The sequence below is a fragment of the Kocuria sp. CH-021 genome, from assembly GCF_049716185.1.
GTDB classification, from domain to species: domain Bacteria; phylum Actinomycetota; class Actinomycetes; order Actinomycetales; family Micrococcaceae; genus Kocuria; species Kocuria cellulosilytica.
Window position 1 is genome coordinate 33,469 of sequence record NZ_JBNAFK010000007.1, and the last position, 13,149, is coordinate 46,617.

General features: G+C 75.0%; 10 protein-coding genes. 1 reads left to right on the top strand and 9 read right to left on the bottom strand.

What is annotated here, in order from left to right; all coding sequences use genetic code 11:
* Positions 1 to 49: 49 nt before the first annotated feature.
* The 9 genes from ACPYN7_RS06860 to ACPYN7_RS06900 all read right to left on the bottom strand — a co-directional run bounded on the left by ACPYN7_RS06860 (position 50) and on the right by ACPYN7_RS06900 (position 11,821).
* On the bottom strand, positions 50 to 760 hold the full coding sequence (locus tag ACPYN7_RS06860) for a 4'-phosphopantetheinyl transferase family protein (protein ID WP_424347138.1): 711 nt from the start codon (positions 758 to 760) through the stop codon (positions 50 to 52).
* 24 nt (positions 761 to 784) lie between these two features.
* Positions 785 to 1,618 (bottom strand): thioesterase II family protein, encoded by an 834-nt coding sequence (locus ACPYN7_RS06865; RefSeq protein WP_424347139.1) that lies wholly within the window; start codon positions 1,616 to 1,618, stop codon positions 785 to 787.
* A 20-nt stretch (positions 1,619 to 1,638) separates the two neighbouring features.
* Positions 1,639 to 3,432, bottom strand: a complete 1,794-nt coding sequence (locus ACPYN7_RS06870; RefSeq protein ID WP_424347140.1) for an acetyl/propionyl/methylcrotonyl-CoA carboxylase subunit alpha — start codon at positions 3,430 to 3,432, stop codon at positions 1,639 to 1,641.
* Positions 3,433 to 3,592: 160 nt separating this feature from the next.
* Complete coding sequence (locus ACPYN7_RS06875; RefSeq protein ID WP_424347141.1) at positions 3,593 to 4,228, bottom strand: Maf family protein; 636 nt, start codon at positions 4,226 to 4,228, stop codon at positions 3,593 to 3,595.
* A gap of 97 nt (positions 4,229 to 4,325) precedes the next feature.
* The gene (adhP, locus tag ACPYN7_RS06880; protein WP_424347142.1) at positions 4,326 to 5,396 is read right to left on the bottom strand and encodes an alcohol dehydrogenase AdhP; all 1,071 of its coding nucleotides are present in this window, start codon (positions 5,394 to 5,396) and stop codon (positions 4,326 to 4,328) included.
* Positions 5,397 to 5,470: 74 nt separating this feature from the next.
* On the bottom strand, positions 5,471 to 7,018 hold the full coding sequence (gene exaC, locus ACPYN7_RS06885) for an acetaldehyde dehydrogenase ExaC (protein ID WP_368799296.1): 1,548 nt from the start codon (positions 7,016 to 7,018) through the stop codon (positions 5,471 to 5,473).
* Between the two features lie 132 nt (positions 7,019 to 7,150).
* A complete protein-coding gene (locus ACPYN7_RS06890; RefSeq protein WP_058873434.1) occupies positions 7,151 to 8,359 on the bottom strand; it encodes a GAF domain-containing protein in 1,209 nt (402 codons plus the stop codon).
* A gap of 167 nt (positions 8,360 to 8,526) precedes the next feature.
* Positions 8,527 to 10,005: a dicarboxylate/amino acid:cation symporter gene (locus tag ACPYN7_RS06895; RefSeq protein ID WP_424347143.1), complete on the bottom strand. Its 1,479-nt coding sequence runs from the start codon at positions 10,003 to 10,005 to the stop codon at positions 8,527 to 8,529.
* Positions 10,006 to 10,078: 73 nt separating this feature from the next.
* The gene (locus ACPYN7_RS06900) at positions 10,079 to 11,821 is read right to left on the bottom strand and encodes a DUF885 domain-containing protein (protein ID WP_424347144.1); all 1,743 of its coding nucleotides are present in this window, start codon (positions 11,819 to 11,821) and stop codon (positions 10,079 to 10,081) included.
* 41 nt (positions 11,822 to 11,862) lie between these two features.
* On the opposite strand from ACPYN7_RS06900, the gene ACPYN7_RS06905 reads away from it, so the two are divergent.
* Positions 11,863 to 13,116, top strand: coding sequence for a CynX/NimT family MFS transporter (locus ACPYN7_RS06905; RefSeq protein ID WP_424347145.1), 1,254 nt, complete (start codon positions 11,863 to 11,865; stop codon positions 13,114 to 13,116).
* The last annotated feature ends 33 nt before the right edge of the window (positions 13,117 to 13,149 follow it).

Below are 13,149 nucleotides of genomic sequence, written 5' to 3' on the forward strand. Positions count from 1 at the left end.
ACAAGACCACGATGGTACGCGGGGGCGTCCGCATGTCGGAGACTCCGTCTCACATCCTGGAACGCCGGTCGGTCCACGGCTCCCGCACGGTGAGGGCCGCCCGGGCCTCCTCGCCGCCGGGCGCGAGCGGGAGGTCGAGGATCCGCCAGCCCGGCAGCGGGTGGCCGGGGAACCGGCCGGCACCCACCCGGTCCACGGAGGGGTCGCGGGAGAGACCGGCGCCCAGGGCCTTGAGCAGGGACTCCTTGCGGGCCCACACCCGCGCGACGGCGGCGGGCCGGCGCCGCCGCCGGGTCCAGGCGAGGCGGCGCCGCTCGGCCGGGTGCAGCACCAGGGACATCTGCTCGGCCCCGGCGGGGTCGGGGACGCGCTCCACGTCCACCCCGAGCTCCCGCGGGCCCGTGGCCAGCAGCACGTGCCCGCCGCTGGAGGACAGGGAGAAGTGCAGTCCGGGCACGGCGGGCTTGCCGTTGCGCCCGGCGGCCCCGGGCGCGGGCCCCAGGGGCACCGCGGCCGGGGCGGTCCCGAGCCGCTCGGCCAGCACGGCCCGCAGCAGGCAGCGCCGGGCGAGGAACGCCTCGCGGTCCTCCTCGCGCAGGTACCCGTCCCGGCGGGCCCGCTCCGCCGGATCCAGCCAGGAGGCCTGCACGGTGCGCGCCCACGGCACGAGGTCGGGCACGCTCGCCCGGACCAGGACCACGTCGCCCGCCCGGCGTGGCGCGGGGACCGGCACCCAGGGCGGTCCCGGGGGAGCCGTCACGGCAGGGCGCTCACGGGCCGGTCCTCACCGGGACCGGCCGGGCGCGGCGCACGCCTCGAGGTCCGCGAGCAGCCGGTCCCGGTTTCCCGCGAGCGGGTGGTGGCCCCCGGGGTACGCCCGCCGCTGCACGGGCCCGGTGGTGACCGGCAGCCAGGCGTCCATGCCGGCCGCGTCCACGGTGTCGTCCTCCGTGCCGCGCAGCAGCAGCAGGGGCGCCCGGACCGGGGCGGGGAGCCGGTCGTGAGCCGTCGAGAGCCGCAGGTCCGCGCGCAGGGCCGGCAGCTGCAGGGCCAGCAGCTCGGGGTTCGCCAGCACCGCCTCGGGAGTGCCGCCCAGCCGCCGCAGCCACCGGGCGAGCGCGTCGTCCGCGCCCGGGTCGCCGGGGTCGAGCCCGGCCCGCAGGTCCTCGTCCTCGACGTCCACGGCACCGGGGGCGGTCTTGGCGGACAGCGCGAGCAGCGCCACCCGGACGCCCTCCCGGTGCTCGAGCCGCGAGGCGAGCTCGACCGCCACGGAAGCACCCATGCTGTGGCCCAGCACCACGAGCGGGACGTCCGGGGACGCCGCCGTGGAGGCCCAGGGGGCGGCGGCCACGGCCTCGGCCGCCTCCGCGGCGAGGCCGGCCACCGAGCTGGCCGGCGGCTCCCGGAAGCGGTTCTCCCGGCCGGGGTACTGGACGCCCAGCACGTGCACGTCCTCGCGGACCAGGAAGCGCCAGTAGCCGGCGGCCGCGCCGGAGGGTGGGCAGCAGAGCACCCGCAGCCGGGGGGCCCGGACGGGGGCGCCGCTGCGCAGCCGGTCCTGCGCGGAGAGGTCCACGAGGCAGCGCGCGGGGGAGCCGGTCGGTCGGGTGCTCATCGGGGCCGGGCTCGGGCGCGTCAGGAGATGGTGGCCAGGACGGCGCCGGCGGAAACGGTGTCCCCGGGGCTCACGGACAGCCCCGAGACCGTGCCGGACTTGTGGGCCGTGAGCGGCTGCTCCATCTTCATGGCCTCCAGCACCAGCACGAGGTCGCCCTCGGCCACCTCGTCGCCGTTGTCCACCGCGATCTTCACGATGGTCCCCTGCATCGGGGAGCTCAGGCTGTCGCCGCTCGCCGCCGCGGCGCCGCCGCCGCGCGCCGCGCGGGACTTGCGGGGCTTGGCCGCGGTCCCGTTGGGCTTGGCCGCCCCGGGCAGGGCGGGGAGCACGACCTCGAGACGCTTGCCGGAGACCTCGACGACGATCGACTGGCGCTCCTCGGCCTCCGGCGCGGCCTGCGGGAACCCGTCGAAGGGCGGGATGGTGTTGTCGAACCCGGTCTCGATCCACCGCGTGTGCACCGCGAACGGGGCGCCGTCGGCGGGGGCGAACGCGGGGTCGGCGACCACCGCGCGGTGGAAGGGGACCACGGTGGGCATGCCCTCGATGCGCAGCTCGTCCAGGGCCCGGCGGGAGCGCTCGAGCGCCTGCTGCCGGGTGGCCCCGGTGACGATCAGCTTCGCGAGCATGGAGTCGAAGTTCCCTCCCACGGTCTCGCCGGCCTGCACGCCGGAGTCCACGCGCACGCCGGGCCCGGCGGGCAGCTCGAGGGCGGAGATGGTGCCGGGGGAGGGCATGAAGTGCCGTCCGGGGTCCTCGCCGTTGATCCGGAACTCGATCGAGTGGCCGCGGACCTCCGGGTCGTCGTAGCCGAGGACCTCGCCGCGGGCCAGCCGGAACTGCTCGCGCACCAGGTCGATGCCCGTGACCTCCTCGGAGACGGGGTGCTCGACCTGCAGCCGGGTGTTGACCTCGAGGAACGTGATGGTGCCGTCCTGGCCCACCAGGAACTCGCACGTGCCGGCGCCCTGGTAGCCGGCCTCCCGCAGGATCGCCTTCGAGGACGCGTAGAGCAGCCGGTTCTGCGCCTCGGACAGGAACGGCGCCGGCGCCTCCTCCACGAGCTTCTGGTTGCGCCGCTGCAGGGAGCAGTCGCGGGTGGAGACGACCACCACGTTGCCGTGGGCGTCGGCCAGGCACTGGGTCTCGACGTGCCGCGGGGCGTCCAGGAAGCGCTCCACGAAGCACTCGCCGCGGCCGAAGGCCGCGGTGGCCTCGCGGACCGCGGACTCGTAGAGCTCCGGGATGTCCTCGCGGTCGCGGACCACCTTGATGCCGCGGCCGCCGCCGCCGAACGCGGCCTTGATGGCCAGGGGCAGCCCGTGCTCGTCGGCGAACGCCAGGACCTCCTCGGCGGAGCCGACGGGGTCGGTGGTGCCGGGCACCTGCGGGGCGTCGACCTTCTCCGCGATGTGCCGGGCGGCCACCTTGTCGCCGAGCTTCGCGATGGCCGCGGGCGGGGGCCCGATCCAGGTCAGGCCGGCCTCGAGCACGGCCAGCGCGAACTCCGCGTTCTCGGACAGGAAGCCGTAGCCGGGGTGCACGGCGTCGGCGCCCGAGCGGGCGGCGACGTCGAGGATCTTCTCGGCCACCAGGTACGAGTCCGCGGCGGTGGACCCGCCGAGCCCGTACGCCTCGTCCGCCATGCGCGCGTGCAGGGCGTCCCGGTCCGGGTCGGCGTACACGGCCACGGAGGTGATGCCCTCGTCGCGGGCGGCGCGGATCACCCGCACCGCGATCTCTCCGCGGTTGGCGACGAGCACCTTGGTGATGGGGCGGATGGCGCCGTCCGCGGGGTTCTTACCGGTCACGTCTCACTCCTTGTCGAATCCTCCGATGCACTGTATTCCCCGCCGCGAGCAATCGCCCAACCACCCGGCGGCGGACCGGAAATGCGACGCCGTTTCTGTAGGAGTCCTACAACTCCGTCCGGGGTCTCGGGCCCCGGGCGGTCCCGGCGGCGCGCGGCCCTCAGCGGTGGGCCGTCCACAGCTGGGGCACGCCCACGCCCGCCCGGGCGAGCAGCGTCCGCAGGGTGCTCAGGCTCAGGCCGACGACGGCGTGCACGTCCCCCTCGACCCGCTCCACGAACGCCGCGCCGAGGGAGTCGATGGTGAAGGACCCGGCCACCTCCAGGGGCTCGCCGGTGGCCACGTAGGCGGCGACCTCGGCGTCGGACATCTGCGCGAAGAACACCTCGGCGCTCGCGGGGGCGCCGCCGCTCCAGCCGGTGCCGCCGTCCGCCGGGCTGCGGGTGTCCACGAGCCAGTGGCCCGTGTGGAGCACCCCCGAGCGCCCGCGCATGGCCCGGATCCGGGCGGTGGCCGTCGCGGCGTCCCGGGGCTTGCCGTGCACCTCGCCGTCGAGCTCGAAGACCGAGTCGCAGCCCACCACGAGGGCGCCGGCCGCCTCGGGCAGCGCGGCCACGGCCTCCGCCTTGGCGCGGGCCAGGACCATCGCGGTCTCCTCGGCGCCGGTCACCCCGCGCTCGCGGACCACGGCGTCCTCGTCCACGTCCGAGACGAGCCGGTCGTGGCCGATCCCGGCGTCGGTCAGGAGCTTGGCGCGGGCGGGGGAGCGGGAGGCGAGGACAAGGCGGGGAGTCACCGTCCCAGGATACGCAGGCGGCACGCGCGAGGGGCCGCGTCCTGCCGACGGGAGATCACCCCACCGGCAGGACACGGCCCCTCGCGCGTGCCCGGGCTCAGTACTCGACGACCACGCGGCCCTCGATCTTGCCCTTCTCCATCTCGTCGAGGACGGCATTGACGTCCTCGAGCGGACGGGTGCTGTAGGTCGGGTGGATGAGACCGCGCGCGTAGAAGTCCAGGGCCTCGACCATGTCCTGGCGCGTGCCCACGATCGACCCGCGGATGGTCAGGCCCTTGAGCACGATGTCGAAGATCGGCGCCGGGAAGTCCCCGGGCGGCAGGCCGTTGAACACGATCGTCCCGCCGCGGCGGACCATGCCGATCGCCTGGCCGAACGCGGCCGGGTGCACCGCCGTCACCAACACGGCGTCCGCGCCGCCCGGGATCTGCGCGAGCACGGCCTCCGCCGGGTCCTCGGCGAACGCGTTGACGGTGATCTCCGCGCCGTGCTTGCGGGCGAGCGCGAGCTTGTCGTCGGCGACGTCGACCGCCGCGACGCGCAGGCCCATGGCCACCGCGTACTGCACGGCCAGGTGGCCCAGGCCCCCGATGCCGGAGATCACCACCCACTCCCCGGGCCGTGCCTCGGTCATCTTCAGGCCCTTGTAGACCGTGACCCCGGCGCACAGCACCGGCGCCACCTCGTAGGGGTCGGAGCCCTCCGGGATGTGAGCGGCGAACCGGGCGTCCACCACCATGTACTGGCCGAAGGACCCGTCGATGCTGTAGCCGCCGTTGACCTGCTCCTCGCACAGCGTCTCCCAGCCGGTCCGGCAGTTGCGGCAGTGGCCGCACGCCGAGGCCAGCCAGGCGTTGCCCACGAGGTCCCCCTCCTGCAGCTCGGTGACGCCGGGGCCGAGGGCCACGACCGTGCCGACGCCCTCGTGGCCCGGGACGAACGGCGGGGTGGGCTGGACCGGCCAGTCCCCGTGGGCGGCGTGCAGGTCGGTGTGGCACACGCCGGTCGAGATGAGCTCGACGAGGACCTGGCCGGGGCCGGGCTCGGGGACGGGGATCTCCTTGACCTCGAGGGGTGCCCCGAAGGCGGTGACGACGGCGGCGGTCATCGTGCCGGGGACGGTGGTGGTGGATTCTCGGACGGTAGGGGCCTGCTGAGCGTTCATGATGCTCCTCCTGGAACGGGGCGGACGGTCGGTGGGCGGTCTCCGGGCGGAGGCCGGTGCGGGGCCGCGGCGGCCTAGAAGAAGCCCTGGGCGTCCTCGGAGTAGGAGACCAGCAGGTTCTTGGTCTGCTGGTAGTGGTCCAGCATCATCAGGTGGTTCTCGCGCCCGATCCCGGAGGACTTGTAGCCGCCGAAGGCCGAGTGGGCGGGGTAGTTGTGGTACTGGTTCACCCACACCCGCCCGGCCTGGATGTCCCGGCCGGCGCGGTAGGCCAGGTTGCCGTTGCGCGCCCACACCCCGGCGCCGAGCCCGTAGAGGGTGTCGTTGGCGGTGGCCATGGCATCGGCATAGTCGGTGAAGCGGGTCACCGACAGGACGGGCCCGAAGATCTCCTCCTGGAAGATGCGCATCGAGTTCTCGCCCTCGAACACGGTGGGGGAGACGTAGAAGCCCTCGGCGAGGTCCCCGTCCAGGACGTTGCGCTCCCCGCCCACGAGCACCTTCGCGCCCTCCTGCCGGCCGATGTCGATGTAGGACAGGATCTTCTGCAGCTGGTCGTTGGAGGCCTGCGCGCCGACCTGGGTGTCGAGGTCCAGCGGGTTGCCCTGGACCATGCCCTTGACGCGCTCCACGCCGTCGGCGAGCAGCCGGTCGTAGATCGAGCCCTGGATCAGGGCGCGCGAGGGGCAGGTGCAGACCTCGCCCTGGTTGAGGGCGAAGAACGCGAAGCCCTCCAGCGCCTTGTCGTAGAAGGAGTCCTGCGCGGCGGCGACGTCCTCGAAGAAGATGTTCGGGGACTTCCCGCCCAGCTCCAGGGTCACCGGGATGATGTTCTGCGAGGCGTACTGCATGATGAGCCGGCCGGTGGTGGTCTCGCCGGTGAAGGCGATCTTGCGGATCCGCGGGCTCGAGGCCAGCGGCTTGCCGGCCTCCACGCCGAAGCCGTTGACCACGTTGACCACGCCCGGCGGCAGGATGTCCGCGAGCAGCTCCATGAGCACCATGATCGAGGCCGGGGTCTGCTCGGCCGGCTTGAGGACGACGGCGTTGCCCGCGGCGAGGGCCGGGGCCAGCTTCCACACGCCCATGAGGATCGGGAAGTTCCAGGGAATGATCTGGCCGACCACGCCCAGGGGCTCGTGGAAGTGGTAGGACGTCGTGTTGTCGTCGAGCTGGGAGAGGGTGCCCTCCTGGGCGCGGATGGCCCCGGCGAAGTAGCGGAAGTGGTCGATGGCCAGGGCGATGTCCGCGTTGATGGTCTCGCGCACGGGCTTGCCGTTGTCCCAGGTCTCGGCCACGGCGAGCATCTCGAGGTTCTGCTCCATCCGGTCCGCGATCCGGTGCAGCACGAGCGCCCGCTCCGCCACGGGGGTCTTGCCCCAGGCCGGGGCGGCGGCCCACGCGGCGTCCAGCGCGGCGTCGATGTCCTCGGCGGTGCCCCGGGCCACCTCGGTGAAGGGCTTGCCGTTGACCGGGGAGATGTTCTCGAAGTACCGGCCCTGCACGGGCGGCACCCACTGCCCGCCGATCCAGTGCTCGTAGCGGGGCTTGAAGCTGACCTTGGAGCCCTCGGTGCCGGGCTGGGCGTAGACGGTGGTGAGGGACTGGGTTTCGACGCTCATGGTGACCTGCTCCTTGTGCGGGACGGTGCTGCCGGCACGGGCGCGGACCCCTCGGGTCCGGACCGGCCTGTGATGCAGCTCACGCTACGCAGGGCCACGTTGCACGCACGTTGCATCGGGTACCGGGGCAGGTCAGCGGCGCAGCCGCTCCAGCTCGAGCACCGCCCGGGCGCGGGCGGGGGAGCGGGCCGGCAGGAGGCGCAGCAGCAGCGCCCACGCCTCGGCGTCGTCGGCGGCCTCCGGCAGCGTCAGGTACTCGCGCACGGCCTCGGCCGAGCCGTCGGCCAGGACGGCCTCGCGCAGCAGCCCGGTGACGCGGTGGCGCAGCGCCACGACGGACGGCGCCTCGGAGCGCGGCAGCAGCGCCCCGGTGTACTCCCGCAGCGCCCGCCGGTGGGAGCCCCGGGCCAGCAGCTCGAGCACCCGGCCCGCGTCCGAGACCAGCGGCGACTCGAGCCGGTAGGGCCGCGAGGCGATCGCCGGGCCGCCCCGGGGCTCCAGCAGGCGGCGCAGCCGCAGCACCTCGGCCCGGACCGTGGTCTCCTGCGCCCGGCCGGCCCACAGCTGCACCGACAGCTCCGCGGTGCTCAGCCCGGCCGCGGCACAGGAGAGCGCGAGGAGGATCTCGGCGTGGCGCTCGGTCAGCTCCAGGGCCCGCCCGTCCAGGAGCAGCGCGGGCGGGGCGTCGCCCAGCACGCGCAGGAACGCTCCGGCGGCCGGGGCGGCGGCGCGGCCCGCCGCGGGGGACGGCCCCCGGTCCGGGGCTGCGGAGCGCAGGGCCAGGGCCAGCTCGGCCCGGGCGGCGCGCACCGCCGCGCCGACCAGCGCCCGCGTGGCCGGGTCCGCGGCGGCGTCCCCGCCGGTGAGGTCCACCGCCCCGAGCAGCGCCCCTGTCCCGGGGTGCAGCAGCGGGGCCGCCGTGCAGGACCACGGCCGGGCCTCGGGGTAGAAGTGCTGGTCGCGGTGCACGGTCACCGGCCGGCGCAGGACCAGGGCCGTGCCGGGGGCGTTGGTGCCCACCGCCGGCTCGGACCAGTCGGCGCCCTCGACGAAGCCCATCGCCTCGGCGCGCCGCCGTGTCGCGGCGCTGCCGCGGACCTGCAGGAGCACCCCCCGGGGGTCCGTCACGGCCACGACCAGCCCGGTGTCCTCGGCCAGGGGGGTGAGCAGCTCGTCGAGCACGGGCATCAGCATCCGCAGCGGGGCCCGGGCCTCCCGGACGTCGGTGCGGTCCAGCACCACCTGCGGGGTGCAGCGCTCGGGCGCCGCGAGATGGCTCAGCGAGCGGGCCCAGGACAGGCGCAGCTGCGGGTCCGCCGTCGTCGGTCCGTCCGTCGTCACGCCCTCGCGCCCTCCCCTGCTCGCTCCTGTGACGCAGCTCTCACGCCGCTCCTCAGGATAGCCCGGGACGCGCCCGGGAACGGCGCGGGGCGGGGAACCGCCGGAATGCGTCGGGCACTCCTCGGGTTCCCCGCCCCGCGCCGTGGGGACGCCTGCGGTGCCGGGCGTCAGCGGGCGGCGGCCGGGGCCTCCTCGGGACGCGGCTCCGTGGCCCCCGCCGCGGGGGCGGTGCCGGCCGCGGTGCTGCCGGGGCCGGGCTGCGCGGGCCCGCCATGCTGGGCGCCGGCGTCCCGGGGCTCGGCGTCCTCGGGCACGAACGGGTCGCCGGAGCGCGGGGCGTCGTAGAGCCCGCGGTCCAGCAGTCCCTCGCGGTGGGCGACGATGGTGGGCACCAGGGCCTGGCCGGCCACGTTGAGCGCGGTGCGGCCCATGTCGATGATCGGGTCCACGGCCAGCAGGAGCCCCACGCCGTCGAGCGGCAGGCCCAGCGTGGACAGCGTCAGGGTGAGCATCACGGTGGCGCCGGTGGTGCCGGCGGTCGCCGCGGAGCCCAGCACGGACACGAGCGCGATGAGCACGTAGTGGGTGACGTCCAGGTCGATCCCGTAGAACTGCGCGACGAACAGGGCGGCGACCGCGGGGTAGACCGCGGCGCAGCCGTCCATCTTGGTGGTCGCGCCGAGCGGCACGGCGAAGGACGCGTAGGCGCGGGGCACGCCCAGGCTGCGCTCGGCGACGCGCTGGGTCAGGGGCATGGTGCCCACCGAGGACCGGGAGACGAAGCCCAGCTGCACGGCCGGCCACACCCCGGAGAAGTACTGTTTGACGGAGAGCCCGTGCGCCTTCACGAGCACCGGGTAGACCACGAGGGCCACGACCAGCAGGCCGGCGTAGACGGTCGCGACGAACGCCACGAGCCCGCCCATCGAGGTCCAGCCGTACTCGAACACGGCCCGGCCGATGAGCCCGAGCGTGCCCAGCGGGGCGAGCCGGATGATCCACCAGACGACCTTCTGCACCACGGCCAGCGCGGAGCGCACCACGGCCAGGAAGGGTTCGGCGGGGGCGCCGACCTTGAGCGCCGCGATGCCGACGGCGGCCGAGACCACGAGCACCTGCAGCACGTTGAAGCCGAGGGAGGTCTGCACGGTCTCCGGGTCCACCACCGAGGAGGAGACCTGCAGGCCCAGGAAGTTGGCGGGGACGATGCCGGTGAGGAAGCCCAGCCACGAGCCCTGCGTGCCGGTGTACGCCTCGGCGGGCGCGGCGGCGCCGCTGCCCGCCCCGGGCTGGACGACCAGCCCGAGCACGAGCCCGACGGTCACCGCGATCAGCGCGGTGATCCCGAACCACAGCAGCGTCTTCCACGCCAGCCGGGCCGCGTCGGAGACCTCCCGCAGGTTGGCGATCGAGGAGATCACCGCGGTCACGACGAGCGGGACCACGGCGGCCTTGAGCAGGCTGACGTAGCTGGTGCCGATGGTGTCCAGCGCCGTCATCAGCCAGTTGGGGTCCGTGTCGGGGTCGCCGCCGAGGGTGTCGGCGACGGTGCCCAGGGCCACGCCCAGGAGGAGGGCGAGCACGATCTGCGGACCGAAGGAGGTCATCCACCGGGGCAGACGTCGGTTGCTTTCTGCGGAAATCATGTGCCCACGATAGGGCGCGGAAATATACATCACCGAATGACGGTGACGAAATGTGACGTCTGGATGACGCAGATCACAGGGCCAGTGCGTACTTCAGGGTGTCCAGGCCCACCGAGCCCAGGCGCAGCGCGCGCGTGTGGAAGTCCCTGAGCAGGAAGTCCGGGCCCGCCGCGGCGCGGGCGGCCTCCCGCGCCTGCTCCCACAGCTGCTGGCCCACCTTGTAGGAGGGAGCCTGCCCGGGCCAGCCCATGTAGCGCATCCACTCGAAGCGCAGCATCGGGTCCGACATCACGATGTTCGAGCGCAGGAACCGCCACCCGTCCTCGGGCGTCCAGACCTCGCCGGGGCGGGCCCCGCCCAGGGCGTCCCCGAGCTCCGCCGGGATGCGGTAGCCGCAGTGGAAGCCGACGTCGAAGACCACCCGTGCTGCCCGCAGCCGCTGCGAGTCCAGCATCCCCATCCGGTCCCCGGGGTCCTGCAGGTGGCCCAGCTCGTCCATGAGCCGCTCGGCGTACAGCGCCCAGCCCTCCCCATGGCCCGAGACCCACACGCCCATCCGCCGCCACCGGTTGAGCTCGCCCGAGTTGGCGAGCGCCGTGGAGAACTGCAGGTGGTGGCCGGGAACGCCCTCGTGGTACACGGTGGTGGTCTCCTCCCAGGTGGTGAAGGTCGCGGTGCCCTCGGGCACGGACCACCACATCCGCCCGGGGCGGGAGAAGTCGGCGCTGGGCATCGAGTACCAGATCCCGCCGTCGTGGGTCGGGGCGATGCGGCACTCGAGCCGGCGCATGGGCTCCGTCAGCTCGAAGTGCGTGTCCGCCAGGGCGTCCACGGCGGCGTCGGAGAGGTCCTGCATCCACGCCTGCAGCGCGTCGGTGCCGTGCAGCTGCCGCGCCGGGTCCGCGTCCAGGGCCGCCATGGCCTGGGCGACCGTGGCGCCGGGGGCGATGCGGTGGGCGAGCTGCTCCTGCTCCGCCACGATCGTGCGCAGCTGCTCCACGCCCCAGGCGTAGACCGTGGCCGGGTCCAGGACGGCGCCCAGGAACTCCTGCAGGCGCAGCGGATACACGTCCGGGCCCACCGCGTCCCGGCGGGGCGCGTCCGCGGCGAGCTCCTGGCCCAGCACGGCGGCGAGGCCCCGGTAGGCGCGCCGCGCCGTCCCGGCCGCCTCCGCGACCTCCTGCCGCAGCCCGTCCGGGACGTGCGGGCTGCGCGCCAGCCGGTCGAAGAAACCGTGCCGTGCCGCGTAGCCGGTGCACTGGCGGGCCGCGTTGCGCAGCTGCGCCGCCGAGGCGGAGCGGCCCAGGGAGCGGGCGTGCCGCAGGCCCAGGACCCAGGAGTCCACGGCGGCGGGCACGGCGCGCAGCTGCCCGGCGAGGTGCGCCCAGTCCTCGGCGGTGCGCCGCGGCAGGTGGTCGAAGACCTCCCGGATCTCCTGCACCGGGGAGGAGATGTTGTTGACCTCCCAGCCCCGCAGCCCCTCCTCGTGCAGGAGCAGCTCCAGGCCGAGGCGCTCGCGCAGGGCGTGGCCGGTGATCCGGTCGACGTCGTCGGCCGGGGCCGCGCGCCCGAGCTCGGCGAGCGTCCGGCGGGCGGCCTCGGCCCGCGCCTCCAGGCCCTCCGGCCCGAAGTCGCGGTACTCGCCCTCGTGCCCGGGGAAGCCGTGCACGGTCGCCTGGGCCGGGTCCAGCTCCAGGGTGCGCTCGAACCAGCGCTCGGCCACGGCGTCGACGGCCGTGGACTCGCGCCGCCCGGTGCCGAGGGGCGCCGGCCCGGGACCGGCGGTGGACGGATGGTCGGGCCGTTCATCGGTCATGCACGTCACCCTAGCGCCGGGCGCTCCCTAGAATGCGGAGCATGCCAGCCCCTGCGCCGCGCGCGAGCTCCGCGCCTCCCGCCACCGTTCCGGACGGGCCCTCGGGCACCGCCGGGACCGGGCCCGCCCTGCTCGTGGTGCTCGCGGGCGTGGTGGGCGCCCTGCACGTCTGGAAGCTCGCCCCGGCCCTGCCCGTGCTCTCCGCCGAGCTCGGCCTGAGCCTGGTGCAGGGCGGGTTCCTGCTCTCCACCGTCCAGGTGGCGGGAATGCTGCTCGGCGTGGTGGTGGGCCTGTTCGGGGACCGGATCGGGCTGCGCCGGGGCCTGCTGCTCGGGCTGGGCCTGCTCACCGCGGGCTCCCTGACCGGGCTGTTCTCCACCGGGTACGCCCCGCTGCTGGGGTCCCGCGTGCTGGAGGGCGTGGGGTTCATGCTCGTGTCGATCTGCGCCCCGGCCCTGATCCGGCGCACCGTGGCCCCGGCCCGGGTGTCGCTGCTGGTGGGCCTGTGGGGCTGCCACATCCCGGTGGCCGCGGCGCTGTCCCTGCTGCTCGGCGGACTGCTCAGCGAGTCCCTCGGCTGGCGCACCTGGTGGGCGGCCGCCGCGACCGGCTCCGCCCTGCTGGGTCTGCTCGTGCTCGCCGTGCTGCCGCCGGACCCGGCCCACGTGGTGGTGCACGGGGTGCGGCAGCGCCTCGGACTGACCCTGCGCGCCCCCGGGCCGTGGCTGGTCGCCGCGATCTTCGGGCTCTACACCGCCCAGTGGAACGGGGTGGTACAGTTCCTGCCCTCCATGTACGCCGAGGCCGGGATCGCGGCGGGCGCCGCGGCGGGGCTCAGTGCGCTCGCCGCGGGCGTCAACGTGCTGGGCAACCTCGGCGCCGGCCGGGCCCTGCACCGCGGGGTGCGCCCCGTGGTGCTGTGGTGCACGGGCTTCACCGTGCTGGGACTGGCCGCCGTGGTCGCGTTCGGGCTCGCCCCGCTGCTGGACGAGGGCGCGCGCTTCGGCGCCCGGTACGGCGCGGTCCTGGTCTTCTCCGCCGTGGGGGGAGTGGTGCCGACCACCGCGATCGCGAGCCTCATGCGGCTGGCCCCCACGCCCACCACGGTGGCCACCTCACTGGGGCTGGGCCAGCAGTTCAACGCCCTGGGCCAGTTCGTCGGCCCGCCCGCGGTCGCGTCGGTCGCCCAGGCCACGGGCACCTGGGACCTGACGTGGGCCGTGACGGCGGTGCTCGCGCTCACGGGCATCGCGGTGGCGCTCGTCGTGTCCCGCTGGATCCCCCGGGGGCCGTGAGCACCGGCCCGTCGGCCGGCCCCGGGCCGGCCG